Genomic DNA, 25,463 nt, shown 5'->3' on the forward strand with positions numbered 1-25,463 from the left:
TTTCTATTAAACTGTTAAATGATGAGACTCTATATATTTGCCCAGTAATACCAGAAAAAAACATAAATAATAAAAAATGACGTGCCAGCCAGCACGTCATTTCTTTAATAATAGATACATAAAATATGGAGCTCCGATAATTGCAACCATAATTCCGGCTGGCAGGCCGTCCGGATCTGCCAGGTTCCGGCCGAGCGTGTCGGCAAATAATAGAAGCCAGCCTCCTAAAAGAATAGCAATCGGAATGAAAAGCTGATTACGAGGTCCGACAAGCGCTTTAGCCATGTGCGGAGCAATTAAGCCGATAAAGGCAATCCCGCCGGTTACAGAAACAGCAGAAGCTGCCAATGCAACGGCTGTAAGCAGAAGGATGATCCGTTCTTTTTCAATGGATACCCCTATGCCGATGGCGACAGGCTCACTTAAGCTTAATAGATTCAAACGATTTGCCTTATATAAAGTGAATGGAATAAGCACTAGCAGCCAGGGGAGGAGTGCCCAGATGAAAGGCCAATCCGTTCCCCAGATATTCCCTGATAGCCATTTTGCAATGAAATCAACTTTCTCTCTTTCAGCTGAGGAAATCAGGACAATCATTACACCTGATAGCGCCATGGAAAACCCGACTCCGACAAGAACCATTTTTACTGGCTGAAGCCCCTCGTCTTTTTTATAGGAAAAAGCATAGATGAGGATAGCGGTAAGCAAAGCGCCGAAAAATGCGCATAACGGCAGCATGTAGATGAAAGTGCCTGCTTCAATAGGGACGAACAGAAAGAAAACGGCGATCGCAACCCCTGCACCTGAATTTATGCCGATGATGCCTGGGTCCGCCAGGTCATTGCGTGTAAGTCCCTGTAAAATCGCACCCGATAGTGCCAGTGCCATGCCGGCTAACACTGTGATAAATACCCTCGGCAGCCGTATGGAAAATAACACAAACTCCTCTTTAAAAGTTCCCTGTCCCAGGAGGGTCGGGATTAACCGGTCATATGAAAGGGAGGCATAGCCTAATCCCATTCCTATAACAATGGTAACAATAATTAGTACTGATAAAACTGCCATTAAAATTCGCTGTTTTTTAACTAATTCCGGCTGAATCATGAGAACGCCTTACCCCCTTTATGAACAATGAACAGGAAGAAAGGCAGCCCCATTACGGCAATGATGGCCGCAACAGGAGTTTCGTAAGGAGCATTGATAGTTCTCCCGAGTGTATCGGCAAGAAGCATAAATGACGCTCCTGTGAGAGCTGACATGGGAAGAATAAAACGATAATCTGTTCCGACTAAAGCACGGACGATATGAGGCACCATCAATCCGATAAATGCCATATTGCCGACCAGTGCAACAGCTGCCCCTGCAAGCAGGGTGACTAAGATAAACAGGATGACTTTAATCTGAGTTGTATTTTGTCCCAAGCCTACAGCCACTTCTTCATTTAAGCTTAGTATCGTAAGCTGCTTGGAAAGAAAAAGGGATACGAGTATGCCTGCTGAGATAACCGGGACAATTATCTGCAGCTGGGCCCAGGATGTGCCGACGAGCCCGCCTGCTGTCCACAGGCTGACATCTTTTGAAATCTTAAAATAGATGCCGGTCCCTTCAGCTATTGCAAAAAGGAAGGCAGAAACCGCGGCTCCGGCTAAAACGATTCGAATCGGAGAAAAGCCTCCTTTTTTCATGGCGCCAATGCCGAAAACCATCCCTGCACCGATAGCCGCACCGATGAAACAGGCGGCCAGAATTCCAATGTAGTCTGCTGAAGGGATAAGAACAAGCGTTATGGCAAGGGCAGCATTTGCTCCGGCCGTTAATCCGAGCAGGCCTGGATCAGCAAGAGGGTTTCTTGTCATTCCCTGCATGATGGCGCCAGAGATGCTAAATGCTGCTCCGACAAAAATGGCCGCAATTTCTCGGGGCAGACGTATTTCACGAATGATGGAGATTTTTTCTCCTGAAGCATTGGAGGTTAGTGCAAGCCAAACATCTCTGACCGTCACATCGGCTGCCCCGAACACACAAGCAGCCACAAACATGCCGGCAAAAATGATGAAGCCTGCCGCAAGTTTATATATAAATGGAATGAAGGGTTGAGCTTCTTTAGTCATTGTACTTCCATCTTTCTTCGAGTTTATTTAGCCATTGGGGAACTGTATTTTTAAATAGGAAAGAGGAATTCCTAAAAATTAAGAATCCCTCCTGCCGTATTAGTTGCCTAAAAATGATTCTTTAAAGAACTCCAGCTGCGCATCAAGTGTGATTGGATCACTGAAGGAAGCGCCATTGCCTTCCATTTCAAAGACACGATTATTTTTCACAGCAGGAATATTTTTGTACGTATCGGTTTCCTGGAATGAATGATCTGCATCAGAATATTTGCTTATAACAATATAATCTCCTGCATATTCCGGAAGCACTTCAGCTGAAATGGCATAGTAGCCATCTTTTAAGGCCATTTCCTTAACCTTTTCAGGCATTTTTAAGTCCATTGCCTGATAGAGGATTTCAGTTCCGCGAGCCCAGTTATCGCCAAAAACATAAAGCTGTTTGTCGAAGATTTCAAATACAGAAACGGTTGCATCTTCGCCAATTTTTGCACGAATGTCTTCCCCTGCTGCTTCAGCGCGCTGTTTGAAGTCAGCTACCCATTTCTTTGCTTCTTCTTCTTTATTAAGCAGCTTGCCGATTTCCTCATGCTGAGAAAGGTAATCTAATTTACCCCATGTATACGTTACAGTTGGTGCAATTTCCTTAAGTTTATCGTAGTTTTTAACAGTAGATAGGGCAATAATCAAGTCTGGTTCCAGTTCAATTATTTTTTCAAGGTTATCTTCAGATACTTCTTCAGCATCCTTCAATTGTTCTTCAAAACGAGGATTATTTTTAGACCATGTATCCACTCCAACGATATTTACGCCTAATTGCATAACATTTCCTGTGAAGCCTGAAAGGAGGACAACTCTCTTAGGATCAGCTGGGACCTCAACCGGTCCAGTTTCAGATTCATAAGTGATCGTACCGGACTTTTTATCTTCCTTTGGTTCAGACGAGGTTGAATTTTTTTCTTCTGTATTGCCGCAGGCGCTAATTAGCAGAAGCAGCAAGATCGTAAATGGGATCAAAAGTTTCTTCATGTTGATTTTCTCCTTTTAGTAAATTATAAGTTATACACATTGGTTTGTTTGTGCGGGGATCGCGTCCAATGACTGCATCAATATTGAACACTTTCCTTAAAACATCCTGTGTAATGACTTCCTCATAGCTTCCTGATTTAACAATCTCACCATCTTTTAGTGCGACGATATGGTCGGCAAAACGGGCTGCCTGGTTTAAATCATGGAGGACCATTACAATGGTGCGCTCCTGTTCCTCGTTCAGCTTTTGAAGAAGTTCGAGAACTTCAAGCTGATGTGCCATATCTAAATAGGTGGTTGGTTCATCAAGGAAAATGATATCGGTTTCCTGTGCAAGTGCCATGGCGATCCACACTCTCTGGCGCTGGCCGCCTGACAGAGCGTCAACAGGGCGGAATTTAAATTCTTTGGTGCCTGTCACTTCAAGTGCCCAGTCGATGACTTCATAATCCTTTTTCGTCAATCTTCCGAATCCCTTTTGATAAGGGAAGCGTCCGTATGAGACGAGCTCGCCTACTGTTAAACCGCTTGCACTTTCAGGTGTTTGAGGCAGGATTGCCATCTTCCTGGCAAGGATTTTCGTATTTTCCTTTGAAATGTTCTCCCCATCTAAGATGACATTGCCTGATTGATGGGAAATGATCCTGGTAATGGCTTTTAAAAGGGTTGATTTCCCACAGCCATTTGGACCAATAATTGTTGTGATTTTCTTATCGGGAATCTGGACGCTGAGATCTTTTACAATTAGTCGTTCGCTATACCCAATGTTCAAGCCATCTGTATATAGACGGACCATTATGTAACCTCCGTTTATGTGAGAATATATTTTAAATAAGTGATAATGATTATCAGTGTCGGTTCTTTTTTACTATAAGTCTAGTTAAGGTATTAGTCAACAGTATTTTAAGGAAAAGTACAAAGGGAAATTTTCATTGTCAAAAGAGAAGAAAGGACGTATAGTTGAAGTGAGAATGATAATCAATAATAATTGGTTATAGGAGTGAACGGATATGAAGCAGATGGAGATTTTTGATGTAACGGTTATAGGGGGAGGTCCGGCTGGGCTATACTCTGCTTTTTACAGCGGATTAAGGGAGATGAAAACGAAACTGATTGAATTTCAGCCGCAGCTGGGCGGAAAGATCCATGTGTATCCCGAGAAAATGATTTGGGATGTCGGCGGGTTGACTCCTACTCCGGGAGCAAAGCTGATTGAACAGCTGGTCGAGCAGGGGCTGACCTTTAATCCGACGGTTGTCCTAAATGAAAAGGTGGAATCCATCAGTAAGAATGAACATGGAGTTTTTGTTTTAAAAGGGTCTTCAGGGGAAGAGCATTTTTCAAAAACAGTGATTGTGGCCGTAGGCAGCGGAATTCTAAAGCCGCAAAAGCTGAAAATTGAAGGCGCAGAGCGCTTTGAGGTCTCCAATTTAAATTACACAGTCAAGTCTCTTGCGCATTTCAAGGATAAAACAGTGATTGTGTCAGGAGGAGGCAATTCGGCAGTAGACTGGGCCAATGAATTGGAGCCCGTTGCCAGGCAGGTATACATCACTTGCAGACGGGATGCGTTAACTGGCCATGAAGCTCAGGTTTCACAGCTGATGAATAGTTCGGTCATCTGCATTAACCATACGTCCATTACCAAATTAATTGCCGGCGGAAATCACGAGGAAATTGAGCAGGTGGAATTGACCAATTATGAAACGGGCGAGGTTTCATATCTTGCCATCGATGAAGTGGTGATTAATCATGGATATGAGCAGGATACGGAACTCCTGAAAAATAGCAATTTGAATATTAATATGCTGGAAGATTTCTATATTGCCGGCAATGCAAACAGCGAGACGTCAATAGAAGGGCTATATGCTGCAGGGGATATTCTTAAGCATGACGGCAAGCTTCACTTAATTGCGGGAGCCTTCCAGGATGCGGCGAATGCAGTCAATAAAGCGAAGCAGTACATTGAACCTGATGCAGCCGGGGCAGCGATGGTTTCATCCCATAATGATGTTTTTAAAAAACGGAACCGGGAATTGGTGAAGCAGCTGGTTCGCTAGGGGCAAAATGTCCAGGCGCACATAAATTTTTTTATCCGCACATAAAACCGGGTTATGCGCACAGAAAAAACTTTATCTGCACACAAAATAAGACTATCCGCACATAAACTAAATAATGACCTGAAATTAAGACGAAATAGCAGTAAAAAACCGGCCCACACGATGTGAGCGGGTTTTTTACGTACTGATCTTTTCTTTTATCTGTACTTCTGTCCGAATTTGCTTGAATTTAACAAAGAAAGCAGCTGTCATGACTAAGGATAGAATGCCAAAGATCACGACCATTACCTGGAGTCCAACGGCATCCAGCAGGAATCCTGTCAGCAGAAGCACAATTTGGAAAATAACACGATCGAGCATGTTTCGGAAGGAGAAGAATCTTCCGTGGAATTCCTTCGGCACCCTAGTTTGAAAAATGGTGGCTGCAGTTGGGAAGAAACAGCCAACGGCAAATCCGAATACAAAGAAGGCGGCAATGGATAGAACTGGCACATCTGCAAAGTACAGAAGCAGCTGTGAGACGCCAATGACAAATGAGAAGAAAAATAAAATAGCATAAGGCGAACGCTTTTGGCTGATTTGCTTGACGATAAATGCTCCGAGCATAAAGCCGATTCCTTCTGCAGTATAAATTAACCCTTTAATGGATGAACTGTCCTGAAGCTCGCTGATGTTGATGACCATCAGGTTGAAACCGCCAAGAAACAGCAGTGGGACCAGAGTTAATATCAGTGTCATGAATACAATGGGGAGGCCTTTAATAATCGGGAAAACCTCCTTGAAACCTCCGCTGCTCCTGGCAGACTCTTTTCCTGTGCCTGGCTTTTCCCTTTTTTCCTCGAAGTCCATAAACCAGGTTAATCCGAATAGAGCCAGGTAAGCGACCAGCGATCCGAAATAAAGCATGGATAATGGCAGAATGACTAACAGAACACCAGCCAATGCTGTACCCAATATCCTCGAAAGGGTGGACACATTCATGTGTACACCATTCAGCTGCAGCAAATCTTTTTCTGCAACTACAAGAGGGATGGCTGCCTGCAGTGCAGGAAAGTAAAAGGCCGCTGACAATTGAATCATAACCAGGAACAGAACCATCCACCACACAGATCCCGTTTGAATAGCAATCAGCATAAAAATAACACTGATGGCCCTGACAAATCCTGCACCGAGCATTACAGTTTTTTTATTCAGCTGGTCTGTAATTCTGCCGGCAAGGGGGCCGGCTGCAATTCCTGCCAGCAAACCGGATGCAAGAATAAGTGATTTCAGGAAATCAGAAGGAACCTTTTCCTGCATAAACTCGAGGTTCCCTATAATGCCAAGCCAAAGGCCCAGCCCTGCTATAAATTCACCAGTTAAAAGAATCCACACATTTTTATTTCTCCACATATAAAGGCCTCACAATTTCAGTAAAATTTCGATAATCTAAAGATACTATAAACTTACAAAATAATGAATCTATTTTTTAAAATAGTTGAAAATGAAAATCGTTATCAATTATAATATCAAAAAAGAACAGAGGAGGAAATAGGCATGTTTATTCAATTAAAGACAATAATGGTTAAAGAGGGCCATGGGGAAAAAATGGTGGAGCGCTTTGCCGGAGAAGGAATCATCGAAGAGCAGCCCGGTTTTCTAGATTTAAATGTATTAAAGAAAAAACAGCGCAGCGGAGAGGAAGAAATCATTGTTATGATCCGCTGGGAATCTGAAGAGGCATGGAAGGCTTGGGAAACAAGCGATGTACATCTTGCTGGCCATCGTGCGAACCGAGGGAAGCCAAAGCCTGAATTTATTATCGAAAGCCGTCAGGATGTATATCATGTGCTGGGGCAAAAACAATACAGAGAGCCTGCTGAAATCAAATAAAGCTGAAATGCCCATTCATTAGGGATTGTTGAATGGGCATTTCTATTGAATTTAGACCCTCATCCCGGAACCTTTCCGGGTCAGCAGCATGAAGATCAGGTAGGGTGCACCGATAACCGATATGACGATTCCGACGGGAATATCGGCTGGTGCCAGAAGATTTTTGCCGATCATGTCTGCCATGAGCACCAGAGCTGCTCCGATCAGTGCAGACAATGGCAGACTGCTGAAGTAATTGGGTCCGCACAGCCGCCGTGCCAGATGGGGAGCGAGCAGGCCAATAAAAGCGATTCCGCCGCCGACGGCCACACATGCTCCTGCCAGGGCAGCAGAAAGGCAAAGAAGCAAACGCCGTTCGGACTCCACTTTTAAGCCAAGAGCAACCGGAACTTCCTGCTTAAACTGAAGAAGATTCATGGTCCTTGCTTTATAAAAGGCAGCCGGTATAAGAATCAAAATCCATGGAAGCAGTGCCCATACATAAGGCCACCCGGTTCCCCAGATGCTTCCTGTCAGCCAAATGGCTGCCTGCTGAAAATCCTTTGGATCCATTTTCAGCTGCAGAATCATGAGAAGAGCACCACATAGAGCATTAAATCCGAGACCGACAAGGAGAAGCCGTTCCGGGTCTATTCCGCCTTTCCATGAGAAGCGGTAAATCAGAGCTGCTATGGCAAGAGCGCCGATAAAAGCAAAAACGGGCAGGAAAAAAGGTTCAGAGAGCAGGCTTCCTTTCTCCTGTCCGAAAAGATAGATCGAAAAAACGACAGCCAGTCCAGCGCCGGCATTAATTCCGAGAATGCCCGGGTCCGCGAGGGAGTTCCTTGAAAGTCCCTGAAGAATGCTGCCTGATAGAGCAAGCCCGGCACCAATCAGCATGGCAATGACCATTCTCGGCAATCGCAGCTGAAATAAAACAAGCTCCTGCCTTGGGGTGCCACTGCCGGCTAACGTGTTCAATATTTCAGAAAAACGGATGGGCATCACGCCAGTGGACAGGCTCAATATAAAGGTGGCCATGATTAAAAAGACAAAGGCTGCCAGCCAGGTGTTGGACTGTCTTAAAGCAAGCTTCCAATCCATTACAAATACCCCCTTTTCCTTCGGGACAAATATAAGAAAAACGGAACGCCAATCAAGGCGGTCACTGCGCTTACAGGTGTCTCGAATGGAGGATTGATCATCCGTGCCCCTATATCGGCGAGTATGAGGAGAAGGGCGCCTGCAATGGCACTTAACGGAATGAGCCATCTGTAATCAGATCCGATGAGCATCCGGACTATATGGGGAACGACTAGGCCAATAAAGCCGATTGCGCCTGCAATGGAAACGGCTGCGCCAGATAGCAGAATAACAGCAATGAGCCCGATCCACCTGACTTTCTGCTGAGATTGGCCGAGACCTGCAGCCACTTCCTCCCCTAAAGCCAGTATAGTCAGAGAGCGGCTGATCCAGAGGGACAGCAGAATCCCAATGATAACAGCGGGAAGCAGTATAAAAACATGCTGCCATTTGGTTCCGGATAGTCCTCCGGCAAACCAGAAGCTCAGGTCCTGCGCCACCTGGAAATATAGGGCGATACCCGTGGAAAGAGCGCTGAATAATGTGCTTAACGCAGCACCTGCAAGCGTCAGGGTCACAGGAGATATCCGCTCTTTTGAAATCATGGAAAAAGAGAGGACAAGCATAGCGCCAGCTGCAGAGCCTGCAAATGACCAGATCAGAAGAATCCAGTAAGATCCGCCTGAAACAAATGTAAGCGAAATGGCGATGGCAAGTCCGGCTCCATGGGTAATGCCGATGATTGAAGGATCGGCAAGCGGATTGCGTGTGATGCCCTGCATAATAGTGCCTGCAACAGCAAGTGCTGCCCCAATTAGGGCAGCAGCCAATGCCCGCGGGATTCGCACTTCCCTGATCAGCTGGTGTTCAATTTGGGCGGCTTGAAAAGAGACAAAAGAGTCCCAAACAACAGAAGGAGAGATCCATATGGCTCCAAGTCCAATTGAAGCGAGCAGGCAAAGGAAAACAAATACTAAGCCAATAAGGCCCCATTTAATAGATTTTAAGTGAACAGGCTGCAGGGATTCGGTTATGTCAGCAGCAGTTCTGGCCATGATGATCAGTCCTTTTCTATGTATTTTTTTAAATGAAAATGAGAATCGTTATCGTCCAGGAAGATCGTTATTAATCTACTATCCTTCCACAGCATTTGTCAATTCATATTTCAGGAAAAAGAAGGGAGTGTCTAAATATGCTTCTGAAGAGTCATATGTTTGAAATTGAAGCATCCAACCTGCGTGAGGGCCTATCTCAGGGAATAAATGTAAAGCGCAGTCATTTTTTAATCCTTTACATATCATCGGGAAAGGGCACTTTGGTAAGCGGGAACAAGAGATTGAAGGCCGAGGAGGGCAAAAGCTATTTCCTTACGGATTCAGCAATCCTTACATCGTCTTCGTCTTCTCTGCTTTCTGTTTATTTGCTTTCCTGGCCAAAAGAAGGCGATATGCTGAAAGACTTGTTAACCCGTCCGCTGGCTGACCAGGTCCCTGCAAAAATGGCCCCCCTCTGGGAAGAGATGAAGAAAAGCCGGCAGGAAAAATCAATTTCGGCCAAATGCAGATTTCTGTCCCTTCTCTGGGAGATGCTATCCATCCTGACAGACGCGGCAGACATAGACAGAATGGAAGAAGCGGAGGAACTGATCCGAAACAGCCTGTCCCGTCCATTCACCGTTACGGAATTAGCTGCTAAAGCAAATATGACCCCTGTTACATTTTCAAGGGCTTTCCGCAAAAGGACCGGTATGACCCCGAAAGAATTCTTAAATGCAGAACGAATGAAGACTGCCAAAAGATTGCTGCTCCAAAATAGAGGAATTACAGCTAAAGAAGTAGCCGTGCAAATAGGGCTGCAGGATGAATTTTATTTCAGCCGCCTTTTTAAAAGCAGAGAAGGGATGCCGCCAACTTCTTTTATGAAAAGGGCCAGTGAACGAATCGCTGTCGTAAGTCAGCTTTTTTTGCAGGACCACCTTATTTCACTCGGAATCCAGCCGGTTGCAGCTCCGTCCTACCCAACCGTCTATTCTGCGAGCAGCGGGGTTCCGAGCTATCTTCAAAAAGAGCTGGAAGGAACTAAATTGTTAAACGCAGAAAAACCATTTCAGCCGGATGATATTTTGCTGACCCATCCTGACCGCATCATTAAAACACCCTTACATCAATTTCAGCTTCAAAGCGTGCTGCTTTCAAAACAGGAGCAAGTCCATCATTTGCCTTTGAAGCAGGACTGGCGTCATTATCTCTATGAAATAGCATCGCTGGTCGGCTGTGAAAGCCGTGCCCAATGCATAGAAAAAGACATTCACTGTTTGGAATGCAAGGTGCGGGATGAGCTGTGTCCATTAACGAAAAGTGGCCAGTGGGCTGTCATTTGGATTCGTCCGGAAGAAATACGCCTTTACGGGAAGGGAAATCATGCCCTTCTCGACCTTCTTTTTCAAGGTCTGGGATTCCAGCCGCATCCAGATCTGCATGCTGAGGGTTACCGAAATGTCAGCCTGAAGGAAATTGCTGAATTGAACCCCGACAAGCTCCTCATTTTATGGAGCCATGAAAAGGATGTGTGGAGAACCGCCCATACCCCCGAGTGGAATAAAATCCGGGCTGTCCGGACCGGAGAAGTCTATTACCCTGAAAGCCATGAGTGGGATCCGTGGGGCCCGATTGGGAGGAAGAGGATGCTGGAAGCCTTTCCTTCAAGCATTCTTAATGCCAAACTAAAAGCTTAAGGATTTAGAAGAAAATAATTAACGTGCAGCTGAAGACTTGCAGCTGTTTTTTACTAACGAAAATTCATTTTGTTCATGGAGGAAGTTAAAAATGTCCATGTTCAGACATAGTGATAATGATTATCATTGAGAATGAATTTCATTATTGCTTTGGAGGAATGATCCATGAAAAAGTTTTTTGCTCCTTTGAGCGTTGTTTTTATGTTATTTTTACTTATTTTAACTGGCTGTGGAAAAGAAGAGGAAGCTTCTACAGAAGCGTCTGAAAAGAAGAAAGAGGAGAAAACAGAGGAAACAAGAACCGTTGAGCATTTGTACGGAAAAGCAGAAGTCCCTGCCGAACCGAAGAAAATCGTTCTGCTGTCTCATGTGTCATGGGAAGGTTCGCTTGTATCTGTTGGTGTAAAGCCTTATGCCGTGATGGCGTATGATAATGAGTTTCCTCCGCATCTAACAGAGGAGCTTGAAGGTGTGAAGGCTCTGCCTTATGCTGATGAAATTAACTCGGAAGAAATTTTGAAGCTGGATCCGGACCTGTTAATTATCAGTGATCGCTATAAGCCTTTATATGATCAGCTGTCTGAAACCATTCCAACTGTCGTTGTTGAAGTTGGCGGTGATTGGAAGGAAGACCATCTGAAGGTTGCCGAAGCTGCAGGAAAGCTTGATGAAGGAAAGAAAGTGATTGAGGATCTTGAGAAGGAAGCAGAAGATATCGGCAGCCGCGTAAGTGAAAAAATGGGCGATGAAACATTTATGGCAGTAGCAATTAACAAAAAAGATATTCGTGTATATGGACGTACGAACCATGCAACAAATTCATTATTATTTGATGATTTGAAACTCACACCGGCGGAAAACCTTCCTGAGGATTTCGGTGAGAATATTTCGATTGAAGGATTAGCAAAGTATAATCCTGATCATATCCTTGATGTTTCTTATTTTAATAGTGGAGAGTTCTATGATTCTGTTACACAGGGAGAGGTTTGGAAAAGCCTGAAAGCTGTTCAGAATGGCAACGTACATACTCTTAAGACCACATGGGGTTATTGGGATCCAATTGAGCGCCAAAAAGGATTGAAAGAGATTGAATCCTTGCTTCTAAGTGAGTAAACACCTTAATGAGAGGCTGGGACTTACGCAGGTCCCTGTCTCTTCCATTACATTGATTTCTTTCAAGAGAAGAAATCAAATTTTTTAACCATTATTGAGAATGGTTATCAATTACTAGGTCTAAAGACTCGGTGAAAGGATGGAACTATGCATCATTCAGCCAAACAAGTTGCAGAAAATGCAACGTTTCAAGCATTTATAAATAGTTACTTAAGAGAAGTAGATGGCGGGCATTGGATGGATAGGGAGGAATGGATGCAGGAGCAGCAGCCACCTATGACTCTATCAGGCGAGTCCGTGGTGGAGATAGAACTTCCAGGTCAGTCTGCAGCATTTGCAGTGGAAGTGATGTACCGATCACTAACTGGAAGGCATTTGATCGGCGGTGCCTTTAAATATTGCAGCCAAAGACGGGAATGGATACAGCAGGACCGGCTTCCGATGATGATTGCTCTTATCCACGAACTGCATTTAATGGCTAAATCAAATGGCTGCCATGAGCTTGCATCCCATTTTGATGAGCTGGTGCTCAGGCTGATTGAGAGCTATCAGACAATGGCTTTGTATATTGAGGAAAGAATGAATGACGAAAATAGCCTGTATTCCGAAGAGATCACTTTCATTGAAGCCGAGCAGTCACTTTTGTTTGGACACTGGCTTCACCCTACACCGAAGAGCAGGCAGGGAATGGCTGGATGGCAGCATCCGCAGTATGCCCCGGAGTTAAAGGGCCGTTTTCAGCTTCACTATTTCCAGGTAGACCGGGAGTTAGTCAGGGAAGCTTCAGCTAACCGGAATAGGGCAAGCGATATTATACTCCATTCATTAAAGAAATCGATTCCGCATTTTACTGTCCCGCATAACAACTGCCTCATTCCGATGCATCCTCTTCAGGCTCAATGGCTGCTTCAGCAGAATCATGTCAGAGGGGCGGTTGAAAAAAATCTAATAAAAGATCTTGGCCCAATGGGAGCCTATTATTCAGCTACCTCTTCCATCAGAACGGTTTACAGCCCGGAAAATGAATGGATGTTCAAATTCTCTGTTCCGGTAAAAATTACGAATTCATTAAGGAAGAACCGCCTGCATGAACTAAAGGCAGGTACCGCTATGACGGAACTAATGGATAAGCTTCGCTTTACGGAAAAATATCCTTCATTTCGGATGATTAATGATCCGGCCTATATAACAGCTGAATTGCCGGGGCATAAAGAGTCAGGGTTCGAGGTCATTTTTCGGTCCAACCCTTTTCCAGAAGGAGCGGATAAGGGTATTAGTTCCATCGCGGCATTGGTTCAGGATCCGCTGCCGGATGAATGCTCAAGACTGCAGCGGACAATTGAAAGGCTGGCACAAACAGAGAGAAGAGATCCGCAGGAAATCAGTATGGACTGGTTCGAAAAATACTGGAGATGCTCAATTGAGTCTCTGATCCGATTATTTGATGATCATGGGCTTGCCCTTGAGGCACATCAGCAAAACAGCGTCCTGGATTTATCATCGGGATACCCGGAAGCTTATTACTATCGTGATAATCAAGGCTACTATCTATCAAACTCTTATAAAGGAAATCTATGCAAACTGCTGCCGTCATTGGCAGATTGCCCGGAACTATTTTATGAGGATGACCTCATTCAGGAACGCTTCACCTATTACCTGTTCATGAATCAGCTCTTTTCAGTGATTTGCCGATTTGGGCAGGACGGTCTCGTCAGTGAAGATCGTTTGATCGAATGGTGCCGGAAAAAGCTTTGCATACTTGAAAAAGAGCTGTCTGGACAGGGGAAGGCATTCATCGGGCATATCCTGCACTCAGAGAAGCTTGCCTATAAAGCCAACCTGCTGACCCGTTTCCATGATGTGGATGAACTGCTGGCGAAGAACGAACAAGCCGTTTACACCTATATCCCAAATCCTTTTGCCATTGTAAAGAAGGAGGAGAACTATGCAGAAGCTGCATCCGCTGCCATCTAAGAAAGTTGAAAGAAGAGTCATCCGACAGTTACTGGAGGCCGTTCTTTTTGAAGGGCTGATGGATTATGAAAAAACAGCAAATCAGCCGGAAGAACCTTTATTGAGCTTCACCGTTTTCGGAAATCAGCGGACTTACTGCTGTGAGGGAAAGGTTGCTGCGTTTGACCGTGTGCGGCTAAAGGAGGACAGCATCTGTTCCGTGCAAAGCGATGGTTCCCGTACGTCAACAAGCATAGAGGAGCTGGCAGAGGACCTTGTACCCGACCCGGAAAAAAGAAGCAAGCTTATTCACGAGCTGCAGCAAACCATTCAGCTGAGTGAATGGAATGAAATAAATCTCATAACGTCTCTTTCTAGGAGAGCATTCAGTTATGAGGAGCTGGAGTCTGAAGTTTGGGAAGGGCATCCCTATCATCCTTGTTTTAAGGCAAGGACGGGATTCTCTCTTGAGGACCATGCTGCATTCGGTCCGGAAGCAGGCCAATCTTTTGCACTGCAATGGGCTGCAGTGAGACGCGAGCATAGCCGAATGGCTCTCCCCGAGGGTGAGAAGGAATTCTGGGAAAAGGAGCTGGGTCCTTTCATGCTCGGACAACTTCTGACCGAGCTGCATGAGCTGGGAAAAACCTTTGAAGAATACACCTTTCTGCCAATACATCCATGGCAGGTAAAGCATATTAAAGATGAATTGGAGCAAGGGGATGTCATTCTCCTAAATAGCAGCGGGGATTCTTATCGTGCAACCCAGTCGGTCCGAACGCTTTGGAACGTAACGAATCCAAAGAAGGCTCACATAAAACTATCCATGAATTTGGTGAATACCTCCTCGCTAAGAACGTTAGACACTCACGCCATCTGTGCTGCTCCCCATATTTCCAAATGGATAGCTGACACGGTGGAAGCTGATCCATTTTTAAAGGAAGAAGCTTCCTTGATCGTTCTGAAGGAGTATGCAGGGATTGCCCATCAGCCTATTGAGGAAAAAACAGAGGCAAAACTGGGAGCTATTTGGCGGGAAAGCGTGCGTCTCCACATGGAAGAGGATGAGGAGGCTGTACCTTTTACAGCACTTCCATTAATGGAGAGGGACGGTTCCCTATTTATAAATGACTGGCTTGTGCGCTATGGAATAGAAAACTGGTTAAAAAGGCTGATAGAAGTAAGTGTGGTGCCGGTCTGGCACTTGCTCGCCGCTCATGGAATAGCCGTGGAGGCACATGCCCAGAACATGATCCTCCTTCATAAAAACGGCTGGCCAACCCGTGTTGTTTTGAGGGATTTCCATGACAGCACAGAGTATCATCATGATTTTTTGGCAGAACCCAGCCGGATTCCTGACTTTGGAGAGATTCATAAGCAGTTTAAAAAAGGCGGGGAAGATGAGTTTTATTGGATGACTTCCATTGAAGCACTAAGAGAGCTTGTCATGGATACATTGTTTGTTTTTCATTTAACAGAACTGTCTTTTGCGCTTGAAGAGCAGTACGGCTACAGTGAGAGAAAATTTTGGAGGCTGGCTGGAGAGACGCTTGCCGGGCACATGAGCTGCTATCCAGAATTGATTTTCCGAAATTACCTTCTGCAGCATACAGCCCCTATGGTTTATGCCGAATCGCTGCTGAAAAGGAAGGTCCAAAAAGAAGTGGCTGGCGGTTTCCGCCATCTTGTCACGAACTCTTTAGCATAGAACCCAAAGGAGAATTGAGATGTTTTTTGTAAATGATCAGTACTATACGCTGGATGATCTTGAAAGACAATATACGGCATTTGAAGATATACCTCATTTAAAAGATTGCCGGAATAAGAGATTGGCTGTTTGTATGCCGGATGCATTTCAATGGCTTGCACTCTGTTTATTTGTACGCAGTAAAGGAGGATCCATTGTCCCCCTCCATCCTTCTGTCCGGAAAGAAGGTGCCATCAGGATGGCAAATAAGGCCGGCAGCCATTTCCTGCTTTATGAAAATATCCACATGCCGATCCACTTGTCACAGCAGATAAATGAGAAGGAAGGCGTTCTGGTGCAGATGAGTTCGGGTACGACTGGGTATCCGAAGTGCATTGAACGCACATGGGAATCGATTGAGAACGAGCTTGAAAGCTATGTCACGGTTTTGCCGGCTGATAATCAGACTGCTTCAGTCGTTGCCTGCCCGACGACCCATTCTTATGGTTTAATCTGCGGTGTATTTGCAAGCATAAAGCGCGGGGCAGAACCGGTCATTCTGACAAATATGAACCCTAAATATGTGCTGAAAAAGCTGAAGGAACATCCTAAGCATATTCTTTACGGGGCTCCTGCACTGCTGCATACTTTAACGCTGTTAATAAGGGATGGGCAGCGGTTGGATGCTGTCATGACATCAGGCACGCTCATGCCTGCCGGCTGGATGGAAGCATTAAAGAAGGTTTCAAACCGAGTGCTTCAGCAATATGGCTGTTCTGAAGCGGGATGTGTGGCCATTCATCCGGATGTATGCGACACGCGTGAAATGGGCTATCCGCTTCCGCACGTTAACGTGGAGGCCGGAAGCATCCAAAATCCTGGTGAAATCCTCATTCATGATTCGGAAAAAACAATCTATACAAAAGATCTTGGCTATATAGAAAATGGTGTTCTGTCATTTCTGGCCAGAATGGATGACACCATTAATGTGGCAGGCTTGAACGTTTATCCGCAGGAGGTAGAAGATGTTTTGATGGAAGAACCGAGAATCATAGAGGCAGTTGTCTATAAAAAAGTTCATCCGCTTTCAGGGGAAAGAGTCTGTGCGCAGTATGTCTGCTCTGAATTCATTGAGGAAGAGGAACTGAGAGAATGGTGCAGGTATTATCTCGCCCCCTACCAGGTTCCGCTGGAATTTAAGAAAGTAGAGGAAATCGAAAAACTGCCGAATGGAAAGGTCAGCCGGAAAAGGCTGGGGGAAGGAGTGCTGGCATGACAAGACAAGAAATCGTACAGGTAATCCATGATATTTTACAAGATCAATTAGAGCTTCCTTCCATGAAGGCTTTTCATGAAGATGCACGCTTAAATGAAGATTTGTATATGGATTCCATTATGATTCTGCAGCTGATCCTTCATTTGGAAGTAGACATGGGGTTTGATATTCCAGATGAAATGCTTGTGCCAAAAGATTTCCGGACGGCAGGAAGCCTGGCTGATTTTCTGGAGCGCCAGCAGGAGCCAGCCGCAGCGGAGGAATCAGTATGATTAAAGTGCATTGTTTTGTAAGCTGTGTGTGCGAAGCGGTCAAAAAGACAGAAGGCGCTGACCATCGTCCTTATTATTTCGGAGTATGGGATGCCGATTTCGATGTGCTGGAAAATGGAGTGTTAACGTATCATTCCAAACGGATCGACCATAATTTTTTTCACCAGTGGTATGAAATGCTTTATGGCATCAAGCTGCATAAATGGTACGACGAAAAGCAAAGCAAGCAGGAAAATATGAAGGAAATGATGAGTTTGCTGGAAAACAAGAAGCCCCATGAATATGTCATGGTGATGCTCGATTTGTCAAAGCTTCCTGAGCGGGAAAATAAATTTCATCAAAGCCCTTTTCCTCATTACGTGATGCTGGAAAAGACGGAGAACGAAGAGGAATGGTTTATGTATGATCCGGACTTCCGCTGGGAAGGAGTGCTAGCTAAAGACCGGATCCTGGCTGCCATTGAGGATCCTTCAGCTGAAGGCGGCTATTTCTTTGATGCATCAGACATTATTATGCCAACTGCCGAAACGGTTGAAGCGTATTTTAACACATGCATCAAGCATGACTGCAATCCAATGACAGATGCTGTTGCAAAGATTATCGAGCTTCATGCTGCTGGAGAAGAAAGGTTTCCGCTGTCAGGGCTGACACAGGCTTTAAGGGAGTTGCCTGTTCTCGCCATACGGAAGTATGCCTATGAACATGCTTTTGCGTTTTTCTGGGAATCGCTTGGCTATGATGAAGAAGGATTTGAAGCCTGGTGTGATGAAATCGAAAAACTTGTGAAAGGGTATACAGCCATCCAATACCGGGCCATGAAGCTCGCTATGACTGGAAACAGGCGGTTATTGAATGAAATTACTGCAAAGCTGGAAGAACAGAATATCCTGGAATTTAAAATAAAAAGGGGGCTGCAGGAAAGCTTTGAGGCATGGTCTGAACTGCAGCAATCTCAAAACATGAAGGAGGCCATCCTATGAAACTTTCACTGTGCACCATCTCATTCCGGCATTATCTCCAATCCATTGACCAAATTGCACACTGGGCCCAGAATAATGGGTTCCAGGGAATTGAACTATGGGGTGTCCATGCCAAAAATCTCGCGGAAGATATCCATTATGGAAGTGAGTGGCTGAGCTCATACAATCTGGAGACAAGTATGCTGAGCGACTATTTGCCCCTGGATGCACCGCTTCCTGCCTTAATGGCTGAAATGAACGCCCTATGTTCACTTGCGCATCGCTGGGGAACGGACAAAATACGGACATTTGCAGGGAACAAAGGCAGTGCGGATATCAGCAGATTAGAGCGGATTGAACTTGTTTCGCGCATGAAGATGCTCTGTAAAATGGCTGAAGCCGAGGGAATGCAGCTGTTGGTCGAGACCCATCCGAATACTCTTACAGATAATCCATCTTCTGCACTTCAGCTTCTTGAGGAAACGGACCATCCGGCGCTCAGGGTTAATTTTGATGTCCTGCACATATGGGAATCAGGGGTGGACCCTCTATTTGCTCTTAAACAGCTCCAGCCATATGTTTCGCACTTTCATTTCAAAAATATTGAATCACGCAGCAAGCTTGGCGTCTTTGCCCCTAATAATGTGTATGCAGCAGCAGGCAGCAGGGAAGGCATGGTTTCACTGTTTGAAGGAGCGGTGGACTATCGTCTGTTTTTAAGAGAGGCTGCTGAAATGATGGAAATGGACGCTTCACTGGAATGGTTCGGGCCAAATGTGAAAAGCATTCTGGCAAAAGACAGCAGGGAGATTAAGAAGGTTCTCCAGGTTGAAATAGCACGGTAAATGGACAATATTAAGCAGAAAAAAATCAATCAAACGTTTGATTGAAAGGGAGTGGACGCAGTACTGGCACGGGATAGAGAGTACAGGCTGCGTATTTTTATTGATATGAATGACTTGTGAGGAATTAATGATTGCCGATTGCCTGTTCAATCGCAACCGCAGCGGAATCAATGGTAGGATACGTTCTTTTCATTGAAGTTCCCGTATAAGTAACCTCAAAAGAATGAGACTCTTTTATATAACGGACCACTAGAATCTGTGATTGGTCTTTTACAAACGTTTGAGTGATTTGGCAATCGCTGTAGTATTTTAACGTTTCAAGCATGTTTTTCGTATGATCTAATGGCATAGTCCACAACCTCCTTTTTTGGCAGGTGTAACCTTAATAGACCTTAATACCATTATAAGAAATTTGACTTCCCATTTGTATGGATAATTTGTCACATTTTATCACAATATTTGGAGTTTTAGAGAGAGCTGGAATTAAGATCTGAAGCAAAAAGGCCAGTCTGCAATAGACTAGCCCATTTTTATGCAAGCTGCTGCTCGGCAAATTCCCTGTATAGCTCATGTGATTGAGTTAGTTCATAATGTGTGCCAATGCCTGTCACCCTGCCTTTTTCAATAAAGACAATTTGATCCGCATCGACAATTGTTGAAAGGCGGTGGGCGATGACGAAAGTTGTCCGGCCTTCCATTAAACGGGTAAGCGCCTGCTGGACGATGCCTTCCGATTGGCTGTCGAGGCTTGCGGTAGCTTCGTCCATCATCAATATTTTTGGGTCGCGAAGGAATGCGCGCGCAATGGCAATCCTCTGCCTTTGTCCTCCGGAAAGCTTTACACCCCGCTCACCCACTTCTGTATCAAGTCCTTTTGGAAAATCGGCAATGAATTGATCGGCATATGCCATTTTTGCAACTTCCCATAATTTCTCATCTGAGATGTTTTCGGGTCTTTCCAGTCCATAGCATAAGTTCTCACGGATCGTACCTGCCATCATAGCGCTTTCCTGTGAAACATAGCCGATTTGACTGCGCCAGGATTTAAGCGATATCTGCTGGATGGGTGTATGGCCAATTTTAATTTCACCTTCAGCTGGCTCGTAAAATCGTTCAAGCAATCCAAACAGTGTGGTTTTTCCGCTTCCGCTGGGACCTGCCAATGCAATCATCTGGCCTGGCTGTGCTTCGAGTGAGATATTTTCCAGGACACTCTCATCTGCACTATAGGAGAAAGAAACATCTTGGATTGTAATCGGCTTGCTGCTGATATCCATCTCGATGCCGTGCTGTCCATCCTCCAATGGCTCTTCTAAGATTTCTATGATTCGTTCTGTTGCGCCTTTTGCTTTTTGCAGCTGTGTAAAAAACATCGCAAATGAAGTGATCGGCATAATAATCTGGAACAAATACAGCAAAAAGGCTACAAGAGAACCCGTTGACATCGATCCGCTTGCCACACGCATGCCTCCATAGGCGATGATCATGACGATGACCACCATCATGATCAGGTACATCGTCGGGCCGATCATGGCAAAAATGCGGGCTTCCCGCAAACCGTAGCCAAGCAGCTTGCCGATGCCATCCAACCCTTTTTCTTCTTCATTTTGCTCTGCGGCAGAAGACTTCATTAAGCGGATTTCTCCGAGTGTCTGGGTAATGTTTCCTGTAAAAATGGCCGTTTCATCTTGAAGACCCCGGGATATTTTTGCCATCTTTCGGCCAAGCGGAATCATAATGGCCAGTGTAATAGGAACAGATGTGAGCATCAGCAGAGTCATTTTCCAGTCCATCACAAGCAGGATAATGATTGCACCGATAATACTGATAATCCCGGTAATGAACTGTGGAAAGTGGCTGGTAATCAGCTCCCTGACGATGCTGGTATCATTCACTACACGGCTGACTGTCTGGCCGCTGGATTGCTGATCAAAATAACGGACCGGCAGCCTTATGAGCTTCATCCACATCCGATCCCGGAGCCGCGCCACCACTTTTTGGCCCACATAGCTCAGCAGGTAAATGGAAATCCCGCTGATGATGGCTTGGACGATAAAGGCTGCTCCAATTCCGATCATGAGCGGAACGCTTAAAGATTCAACTGAGAAACCGTCCACCAGATTTTTGGTCAGCAGCGGAACCACCAGCCCGGTCAGGGTGGTAAAAATGCTCGCTGTTAAACCAATGATGAGCGCAGTCTTTGGAATTTTTGCAGATAGAATGAGTGAAATGAATGGTTTTAGGCTGGTTTGCTTTTGCTTCATTTTGCGTGCTCCTGTCTCTTATATATCCTAATCAGTATATAACATTGAAACTTCCATTTCCTGTTATGCACCTTAACGCCTATCCGATGAATAGGATGTGTTAAAAAACAAAAAGGATGGATGGCCGTGGCAATCAACTTTCCAGTAGGCATCAAAACGATGACAATCAGCACCGGGCCCACCAAAGTCGTCTATTATCCCCGTGTATCGGGAATGCAGAATAAGCAGCTGCAGGAATTTATAAACAATACCATTCTCAGGCAAAACCAGCAGCTCATTAACGAACAGACAGGCAATATGGATACAACCGTTGTGGATTTGTATGGATATTATGAGATTAAAAATAATCAGCGGGATGTATTGAGTATGTCTTTGAGCAACTATGTGTATCATTACCATGCTGCCCATGGAATGACAGTTATAAAATCACTGACGTTTGATCTTCAGAAGGGAAAGCAGGCGGCACTTAAGGATTTATTCAAGCCGGGAAGCGACTATGTCAAACGGATTTCAGACTTGATTGCTGTACAAATCAAAGAGAGAGACATTCCGCTCCTGGTTGATTTTACTGCAATCAAGCCAGACCAGGATTTTTACATTGCAGACAAAGCGCTTGTTGTCTATTTCCAGCTATATGAAATCACACCATACGCCTATGGATTCCCAATGTTTCCGATATCCGTTTATGATCTGCAGGATATTATTGATGAAAATGGGCCGCTGGGGAGGATGGGGGTGAATTAAAGATAGAGGGGGAGCTGCGTTAATGCGGTATCCCTTTTTTGCTGTGAAAAGGTAAATACTTTGGCCAACACTTGATAAGAAATATAAAGAAGGCTTATTGGTACACTGATAAGAATGAAGGGGCACAGGCTATATCTGTGTTCTTTTTCTATTTCAATCAAACGTTTGATTGAAATAAATGGAAGTTGTTATAGGCGGTGCTTTTCAACTTAGTGGTGCTTATTCGGACAGGAGTAGGAGAAAACCGAGGTAGTGAGTCCGACTCAGTGCTCATTCGGACAGGGGAAGGAGAACTAAGAAAGAGTGAGTCCGAACAAATGTCCCCTGGTGTGCAATACAATAATTAAAGAGTAAATAACGAAATAAAAAAACCGCTCCTGCTAAATGCAGTAAGCGGTTTTAGGTTAAAAATTAATTGCGGATCAAGTAGTCAAACGCACCAAGAGCTGCAGTAGCACCGGATCCCATGGAGATAATGATTTGCTTGTAGGCACTGTCTGTACAGTCTCCTGCAGCAAATACACCAGGAATGTTTGTGGCACCGCGCTTGTCCACAACGATTTCGCCGAAGCGGGTACGCTCGATCTGGTCGCCTAACCAATCTGTGTTAGGAACCAGGCCGATTTGAACGAACACACCTTGCAATTCAACATGATGTGTTTGTTCTGTTTCACGATCCATGTATGAAATACCGTTAACTTTGTCAGTCCCGGTAATTTCAGTTGTCTGGGCATTTGTGACAACCGTTACGTTTGGAAGGCTGTTCAGACGTTCCTGCAGAACGGCATCTGCTTTCAATTCAGGATTGAATTCGATAACCGTTACATGGTTAACAATCCCTGCAAGGTCAATGGCTGCTTCGACACCGGAGTTGCCTCCGCCGATAACAGCTACGTCTTTGCCTTCAAATAATGGTCCATCACAGTGAGGGCAGTAAGCGACCCCTTTGTTTTTGAACTCTGCTTCGCCTGGCACGTTGACGTTTCTCCAGCGTGCACCAGTTGAAAGGATGACTGATTTGCTTTTCAAAACAGCACCGTTTTCAAGTTCGATTTCAACAAGGTCCTTCTTTTCAAGTCTCTTGGCACGCTGCAGATTCATGACATCGATGCCATAATCTTTCACGTGTTCTTCAAGGCTTGCAACAAGCTTAGGTCCTTCTGTGTGCTTCACACTAATGAAGTTTTCGATGCCTAAAGTATCCATGACCTGGCCGCCAAAGCGTTCAGCAACGATGCCTGTGCGGATACCTTTGCGTGCTGCATAGATGGCAGCACTAGATCCAGCAGGGCCGCCGCCAATGACAAGCACATCATAAGGATCCTTATCTGCAAATTCTGATGCGTCAGGGCCTGTTCCCATTTTCGCCAGAATTTCTTCAAGGGACATACGGCCGCTGCCGAATGATTCGCCATTTAAAAGAACTGTCGGCACTGCCATAATTTCTTTAGCATCTACTTCTTCTTTGTAAGCAGCACCATCAATCATAGTGTGTGAAATATTAGGGTTAAGAACACTCATGACGTTAAGGGCCTGTACTACATCAGGGCAGTTGTGGCAGCTTAAGCTGACATAAGTTTCAAAACGATATTCGCCTTCAATCTTCTTCACCTGGTCGATGACTTTCTGGTCAACCTTAGGTGCTCTTCCGCTAACTTGAAGAAGAGCAAGCACTAAGGAAGTAAATTCATGTCCAAGAGGAATGCCTGCAAAGGTAATGCCAGTATCTTCACCTGGACGATTTACACTAAAGCTTGGCGTCCTTTGTAATTCAGTACGCTCAACTTTAATGTGAGAGGACATATTGGACAGTTCATCTACTAAAGCCAGCATGTCGCTGGATACTTTGTCTGATCCAGCGCTGACTTTTATAAGAATGTCGCCCTCCATCATCTGAAGATATTGAGCTAATTGTCCTTTAATATCTGCATCAAGTAACATGATTATCGTGCTCCTTAGATTTTACCTACTAGATCAAGGCTTGGCTTAAGTGTTTCAGATCCTTCTTTCCACTTAGCCGGGCAAACTTCACCTGGGTTGTTGCGTACATATTGAGCTGCTTTAAGCTTGCTTACAACCTGGCTTGCGTCACGGCCGATTCCGCCAGCGTTGATTTCAACAGTTTGGATGATGCCATCTGGATCGATGATGAATGTTCCGCGTTCTGCAAGTCCATCTTCTTCGTTCAGAACTTCGAAGTTGCGGGAAATTCGCTGGTTAGGGTCACCAATCATAACATATTCAATCTTGTTGATTGTTTCTGAGTTATCGTGCCATGCTTTATGAGTGAAGTGAGTATCAGTTGATACAGAATAAACTTCTGCTCCCATATCTTTTAAAGTTGCATATTCATTTTGAAGGTCTTCTAATTCAGTAGGGCATACGAATGTGAAATCTGCAGGGTAGAAGCATACTACGCTCCACTTTCCTTTGAAGTTTTCTTCAGTAACATCGATGAAATCACCGTTATGGTAAGCTTTTGCTGCGAATGGTAATACTTCTGAACCGATTAATGCCATGATTAAATTCCTCCTTAAAATGGTTGAGTGATATGATTATTAATTAAATAGCGAACTATTTAATAATAATTCTAATTCGGTAATAATTATCATATACGACATATTTTTTGTCAAGGGATAAGCTGTGAAAATTTGCTCCTTTTCGGCTGGATGGCGGAAACTTGAAATGCCCGGATAAGAAGCCAATGTAAATTCCGCTTTTCTTTGGCGGAATAAGTGCGAAATGGAACTTTCAAAGTGGCCTTGAGCCCGTTAATAACAGTATAACTCTTTCTTTTATTAATTACCCTTTTTTTGCCTGCATCAATCTCATCTAATATGAGATTTAAGTTTATAATTGAGAATGTGATTAAGCATAAGCTTTAGATAAAGCCTTTGGATAAGACGGCGCCTAATGTTCAGGCACTGGTCCACATTAATTTATTATTCCCTCTTCGGCTAAAAACAATCGATTTGGCAGTAAAAATACTTCAATCAAACGTTTGATTGAATAGAGTGAAAAATTCCCATTTTTTTATAAGAATACCTTGCATTACAATATAGTGGGGTTTATATTAGAAAGTATATCTTGTATTGCAAGGTATTTAACTGCAGGTAATTATCTTGTAATACAAGGTAGTGGAAGGAGTAAGGTGAATGTCAGATACCACGCAAATGTTAAAGGGAATTCTCGACGGTTGTTTATTAGCTATCATTAAAGAAGGGGAGATATATGGGTATGAACTGGCGGCGAAATTGGAGTCATATGGATTTCGCTCATTGAGCGAGGGCACAATTTATCCGCTGCTTCTGCGTATGCAAAAGGAAGGGCTGATTAGTGCTACATTGCGAAAGTCAACTGCCGGACCTAAACGAAAATATTACACATTAACTGAAAAGGGCGAACAGGAGCTGGACCTGTTTATTGTACGCTGGGAACAGGTAAGTTCATCTGTTGACAATGTATTGAGCAAAAGGGGGATATGA

General features: G+C 44.6%; 23 protein-coding genes. 12 read left to right on the plus strand and 11 right to left on the minus strand.

What is annotated here, in order from left to right:
• Positions 1-96: 96 nt before the first annotated feature.
• The 4 genes from BFI01S_RS13120 to BFI01S_RS13135 all read right to left on the minus strand — a co-directional run bounded on the left by BFI01S_RS13120 (position 97) and on the right by BFI01S_RS13135 (position 3,933).
• Positions 97-1,104, minus strand: a complete 1,008-nt coding sequence (locus BFI01S_RS13120) for a FecCD family ABC transporter permease (protein WP_061793022.1) — start codon at positions 1,102-1,104, stop codon at positions 97-99.
• Positions 1,101-2,111, minus strand: a complete 1,011-nt coding sequence (locus tag BFI01S_RS13125) for a FecCD family ABC transporter permease (RefSeq protein WP_061793023.1) — start codon at positions 2,109-2,111, stop codon at positions 1,101-1,103. Before BFI01S_RS13125 ends, BFI01S_RS13120 begins: the two co-directional genes overlap by 4 nt.
• A 99-nt stretch (positions 2,112-2,210) precedes the next feature.
• Positions 2,211-3,137 carry an iron-hydroxamate ABC transporter substrate-binding protein gene (locus tag BFI01S_RS13130; protein ID WP_061793024.1) on the minus strand — a complete coding sequence of 309 codons (927 nt, stop codon included), beginning with the start codon at positions 3,135-3,137 and terminating at the stop codon, positions 2,211-2,213.
• Entirely contained in the window at positions 3,088-3,933 is an 846-nt protein-coding gene (locus BFI01S_RS13135; protein ID WP_061793025.1) for an ABC transporter ATP-binding protein, read from the minus strand. The genes BFI01S_RS13130 and BFI01S_RS13135 overlap by 50 nt, the downstream gene beginning before the upstream one ends.
• 214 nt (positions 3,934-4,147) lie before the next feature.
• Here BFI01S_RS13135 and BFI01S_RS13140 point away from each other — a divergent pair, with 214 nt between their 5' ends.
• Positions 4,148-5,197, plus strand: coding sequence for an NAD(P)/FAD-dependent oxidoreductase (locus BFI01S_RS13140; protein WP_061793026.1), 1,050 nt, complete (start codon positions 4,148-4,150; stop codon positions 5,195-5,197).
• Positions 5,198-5,374: 177 nt separating this feature from the next.
• Here the strand turns inward: BFI01S_RS13140 and BFI01S_RS13145 are convergent, their stop codons facing one another.
• Positions 5,375-6,589, minus strand: coding sequence for an MFS transporter (locus tag BFI01S_RS13145; RefSeq protein ID WP_061793027.1), 1,215 nt, complete (start codon positions 6,587-6,589; stop codon positions 5,375-5,377).
• A 144-nt stretch (positions 6,590-6,733) separates the two neighbouring features.
• On the opposite strand from BFI01S_RS13145, the gene BFI01S_RS13150 reads away from it, so the two are divergent.
• On the plus strand, positions 6,734-7,069 hold the full coding sequence (locus BFI01S_RS13150; protein ID WP_061793028.1) for an antibiotic biosynthesis monooxygenase family protein: 336 nt from the start codon (positions 6,734-6,736) through the stop codon (positions 7,067-7,069).
• Positions 7,070-7,120: 51 nt separating this feature from the next.
• Here BFI01S_RS13150 and BFI01S_RS13155 read toward each other — a convergent pair whose 3' ends face one another.
• Both BFI01S_RS13155 and BFI01S_RS13160 read right to left on the minus strand, forming a co-directional pair.
• Positions 7,121-8,152, minus strand: coding sequence for a FecCD family ABC transporter permease (locus tag BFI01S_RS13155; RefSeq protein ID WP_061793029.1), 1,032 nt, complete (start codon positions 8,150-8,152; stop codon positions 7,121-7,123).
• Positions 8,152-9,186, minus strand: a complete 1,035-nt coding sequence (locus BFI01S_RS13160) for a FecCD family ABC transporter permease (RefSeq protein ID WP_061793030.1) — start codon at positions 9,184-9,186, stop codon at positions 8,152-8,154. The genes BFI01S_RS13155 and BFI01S_RS13160 overlap by 1 nt, the downstream gene beginning before the upstream one ends.
• A 137-nt stretch (positions 9,187-9,323) precedes the next feature.
• Here BFI01S_RS13160 and BFI01S_RS13165 point away from each other — a divergent pair, with 137 nt between their 5' ends.
• The 8 genes from BFI01S_RS13165 to BFI01S_RS13200 all read left to right on the plus strand — a co-directional run bounded on the left by BFI01S_RS13165 (position 9,324) and on the right by BFI01S_RS13200 (position 18,970).
• Positions 9,324-10,865: an AraC family transcriptional regulator gene (locus BFI01S_RS13165; protein ID WP_235831181.1), complete on the plus strand. Its 1,542-nt coding sequence runs from the start codon at positions 9,324-9,326 to the stop codon at positions 10,863-10,865.
• A 165-nt stretch (positions 10,866-11,030) separates the two neighbouring features.
• Entirely contained in the window at positions 11,031-11,978 is a 948-nt protein-coding gene (locus tag BFI01S_RS13170; RefSeq protein WP_061793031.1) for an ABC transporter substrate-binding protein, read from the plus strand.
• A gap of 147 nt (positions 11,979-12,125) precedes the next feature.
• Positions 12,126-13,952, plus strand: a complete 1,827-nt coding sequence (locus tag BFI01S_RS13175) for an IucA/IucC family protein (RefSeq protein WP_061793032.1) — start codon at positions 12,126-12,128, stop codon at positions 13,950-13,952.
• Complete coding sequence (locus tag BFI01S_RS13180; protein WP_061793033.1) at positions 13,924-15,639, plus strand: IucA/IucC family protein; 1,716 nt, start codon at positions 13,924-13,926, stop codon at positions 15,637-15,639. The genes BFI01S_RS13175 and BFI01S_RS13180 overlap by 29 nt, the downstream gene beginning before the upstream one ends.
• 19 nt (positions 15,640-15,658) lie before the next feature.
• A complete protein-coding gene (locus BFI01S_RS13185) occupies positions 15,659-16,894 on the plus strand; it encodes an AMP-binding protein (protein ID WP_061793034.1) in 1,236 nt (411 codons plus the stop codon).
• The gene (gene asbD, locus BFI01S_RS13190) at positions 16,891-17,166 is read left to right on the plus strand and encodes a petrobactin biosynthesis protein AsbD (RefSeq protein ID WP_061793035.1); all 276 of its coding nucleotides are present in this window, start codon (positions 16,891-16,893) and stop codon (positions 17,164-17,166) included. Before BFI01S_RS13185 ends, asbD begins: the two co-directional genes overlap by 4 nt.
• Positions 17,163-18,146 (plus strand): DUF6005 family protein, encoded by a 984-nt coding sequence (locus BFI01S_RS13195; protein WP_061793036.1) that lies wholly within the window; start codon positions 17,163-17,165, stop codon positions 18,144-18,146. The genes asbD and BFI01S_RS13195 overlap by 4 nt, the downstream gene beginning before the upstream one ends.
• Positions 18,143-18,970, plus strand: coding sequence for a sugar phosphate isomerase/epimerase family protein (locus tag BFI01S_RS13200; protein WP_061793037.1), 828 nt, complete (start codon positions 18,143-18,145; stop codon positions 18,968-18,970). The genes BFI01S_RS13195 and BFI01S_RS13200 overlap by 4 nt, the downstream gene beginning before the upstream one ends.
• A gap of 124 nt (positions 18,971-19,094) precedes the next feature.
• Here BFI01S_RS13200 and BFI01S_RS13205 read toward each other — a convergent pair whose 3' ends face one another.
• On the minus strand, positions 19,095-19,319 hold the full coding sequence (locus tag BFI01S_RS13205) for a hypothetical protein (RefSeq protein ID WP_061793038.1): 225 nt from the start codon (positions 19,317-19,319) through the stop codon (positions 19,095-19,097).
• A gap of 181 nt (positions 19,320-19,500) precedes the next feature.
• Positions 19,501-21,234: an ABC transporter ATP-binding protein gene (locus BFI01S_RS13210; protein WP_061793039.1), complete on the minus strand. Its 1,734-nt coding sequence runs from the start codon at positions 21,232-21,234 to the stop codon at positions 19,501-19,503.
• Between the two features lie 126 nt (positions 21,235-21,360).
• Here BFI01S_RS13210 and BFI01S_RS13215 point away from each other — a divergent pair, with 126 nt between their 5' ends.
• The gene (locus tag BFI01S_RS13215; RefSeq protein WP_172581909.1) at positions 21,361-21,978 is read left to right on the plus strand and encodes a DUF3298 and DUF4163 domain-containing protein; all 618 of its coding nucleotides are present in this window, start codon (positions 21,361-21,363) and stop codon (positions 21,976-21,978) included.
• Positions 21,979-22,389: 411 nt separating this feature from the next.
• Here the strand turns inward: BFI01S_RS13215 and ahpF are convergent, their stop codons facing one another.
• Positions 22,390-23,919, minus strand: a complete 1,530-nt coding sequence (gene ahpF, locus BFI01S_RS13220) for an alkyl hydroperoxide reductase subunit F (RefSeq protein ID WP_061793040.1) — start codon at positions 23,917-23,919, stop codon at positions 22,390-22,392.
• Positions 23,920-23,933: 14 nt separating this feature from the next.
• Entirely contained in the window at positions 23,934-24,497 is a 564-nt protein-coding gene (gene ahpC, locus BFI01S_RS13225; RefSeq protein WP_009335870.1) for an alkyl hydroperoxide reductase subunit C, read from the minus strand.
• Positions 24,498-25,133: 636 nt separating this feature from the next.
• On the opposite strand from ahpC, the gene BFI01S_RS13230 reads away from it, so the two are divergent.
• The gene (locus BFI01S_RS13230; RefSeq protein WP_061793041.1) at positions 25,134-25,463 is read left to right on the plus strand and encodes a PadR family transcriptional regulator; all 330 of its coding nucleotides are present in this window, start codon (positions 25,134-25,136) and stop codon (positions 25,461-25,463) included.

Origin of the sequence: Cytobacillus firmus NBRC 15306 (assembly GCF_001591465.1) — a bacterium.
In the GTDB taxonomy this organism is placed as follows: domain Bacteria; phylum Bacillota; class Bacilli; order Bacillales; family Cytobacillaceae; genus Cytobacillus; species Cytobacillus firmus.

Excerpts from the sequence above, each read along its gene's own strand:
- BFI01S_RS13140 (WP_061793026.1), top strand. The coding sequence starts at position 4,148 with ATGAAGCAGATGGAGATTTTTGATGTAACGGTTATAGGGGGAGGTCCG.
- BFI01S_RS13230 (WP_061793041.1), top strand. The coding sequence starts at position 25,134 with ATGTCAGATACCACGCAAATGTTAAAGGGAATTCTCGACGGTTGTTTA.
- BFI01S_RS13205 (WP_061793038.1), bottom strand. The coding sequence starts at position 19,319 with ATGCCATTAGATCATACGAAAAACATGCTTGAAACGTTAAAATACTAC.
- BFI01S_RS13185 (WP_061793034.1), top strand. The coding sequence starts at position 15,659 with ATGTTTTTTGTAAATGATCAGTACTATACGCTGGATGATCTTGAAAGA.
- ahpF (WP_061793040.1), bottom strand. The coding sequence starts at position 23,919 with ATGTTACTTGATGCAGATATTAAAGGACAATTAGCTCAATATCTTCAG.
- BFI01S_RS13200 (WP_061793037.1), top strand. The coding sequence starts at position 18,143 with ATGAAACTTTCACTGTGCACCATCTCATTCCGGCATTATCTCCAATCC.
- BFI01S_RS13155 (WP_061793029.1), bottom strand. The coding sequence starts at position 8,152 with ATGGATTGGAAGCTTGCTTTAAGACAGTCCAACACCTGGCTGGCAGCC.
- BFI01S_RS13120 (WP_061793022.1), bottom strand. The coding sequence starts at position 1,104 with ATGATTCAGCCGGAATTAGTTAAAAAACAGCGAATTTTAATGGCAGTT.
- ahpC (WP_009335870.1), bottom strand. The coding sequence starts at position 24,497 with ATGGCATTAATCGGTTCAGAAGTATTACCATTCGCAGCAAAAGCTTAC.
- BFI01S_RS13170 (WP_061793031.1), top strand. The coding sequence starts at position 11,031 with ATGAAAAAGTTTTTTGCTCCTTTGAGCGTTGTTTTTATGTTATTTTTA.
- BFI01S_RS13160 (WP_061793030.1), bottom strand. The coding sequence starts at position 9,186 with ATGGCCAGAACTGCTGCTGACATAACCGAATCCCTGCAGCCTGTTCAC.
- BFI01S_RS13180 (WP_061793033.1), top strand. The coding sequence starts at position 13,924 with ATGCAGAAGCTGCATCCGCTGCCATCTAAGAAAGTTGAAAGAAGAGTC.
- BFI01S_RS13195 (WP_061793036.1), top strand. The coding sequence starts at position 17,163 with ATGATTAAAGTGCATTGTTTTGTAAGCTGTGTGTGCGAAGCGGTCAAA.
- asbD (WP_061793035.1), top strand. The coding sequence starts at position 16,891 with ATGACAAGACAAGAAATCGTACAGGTAATCCATGATATTTTACAAGAT.
- BFI01S_RS13130 (WP_061793024.1), bottom strand. The coding sequence starts at position 3,137 with ATGAAGAAACTTTTGATCCCATTTACGATCTTGCTGCTTCTGCTAATT.
- BFI01S_RS13165 (WP_235831181.1), top strand. The coding sequence starts at position 9,324 with ATGCTTCTGAAGAGTCATATGTTTGAAATTGAAGCATCCAACCTGCGT.
- BFI01S_RS13175 (WP_061793032.1), top strand. The coding sequence starts at position 12,126 with ATGCATCATTCAGCCAAACAAGTTGCAGAAAATGCAACGTTTCAAGCA.
- BFI01S_RS13210 (WP_061793039.1), bottom strand. The coding sequence starts at position 21,234 with ATGAAGCAAAAGCAAACCAGCCTAAAACCATTCATTTCACTCATTCTA.
- BFI01S_RS13145 (WP_061793027.1), bottom strand. The coding sequence starts at position 6,589 with ATGTGGAGAAATAAAAATGTGTGGATTCTTTTAACTGGTGAATTTATA.
- BFI01S_RS13135 (WP_061793025.1), bottom strand. The coding sequence starts at position 3,933 with ATGGTCCGTCTATATACAGATGGCTTGAACATTGGGTATAGCGAACGA.
- BFI01S_RS13150 (WP_061793028.1), top strand. The coding sequence starts at position 6,734 with ATGTTTATTCAATTAAAGACAATAATGGTTAAAGAGGGCCATGGGGAA.
- BFI01S_RS13125 (WP_061793023.1), bottom strand. The coding sequence starts at position 2,111 with ATGACTAAAGAAGCTCAACCCTTCATTCCATTTATATATAAACTTGCG.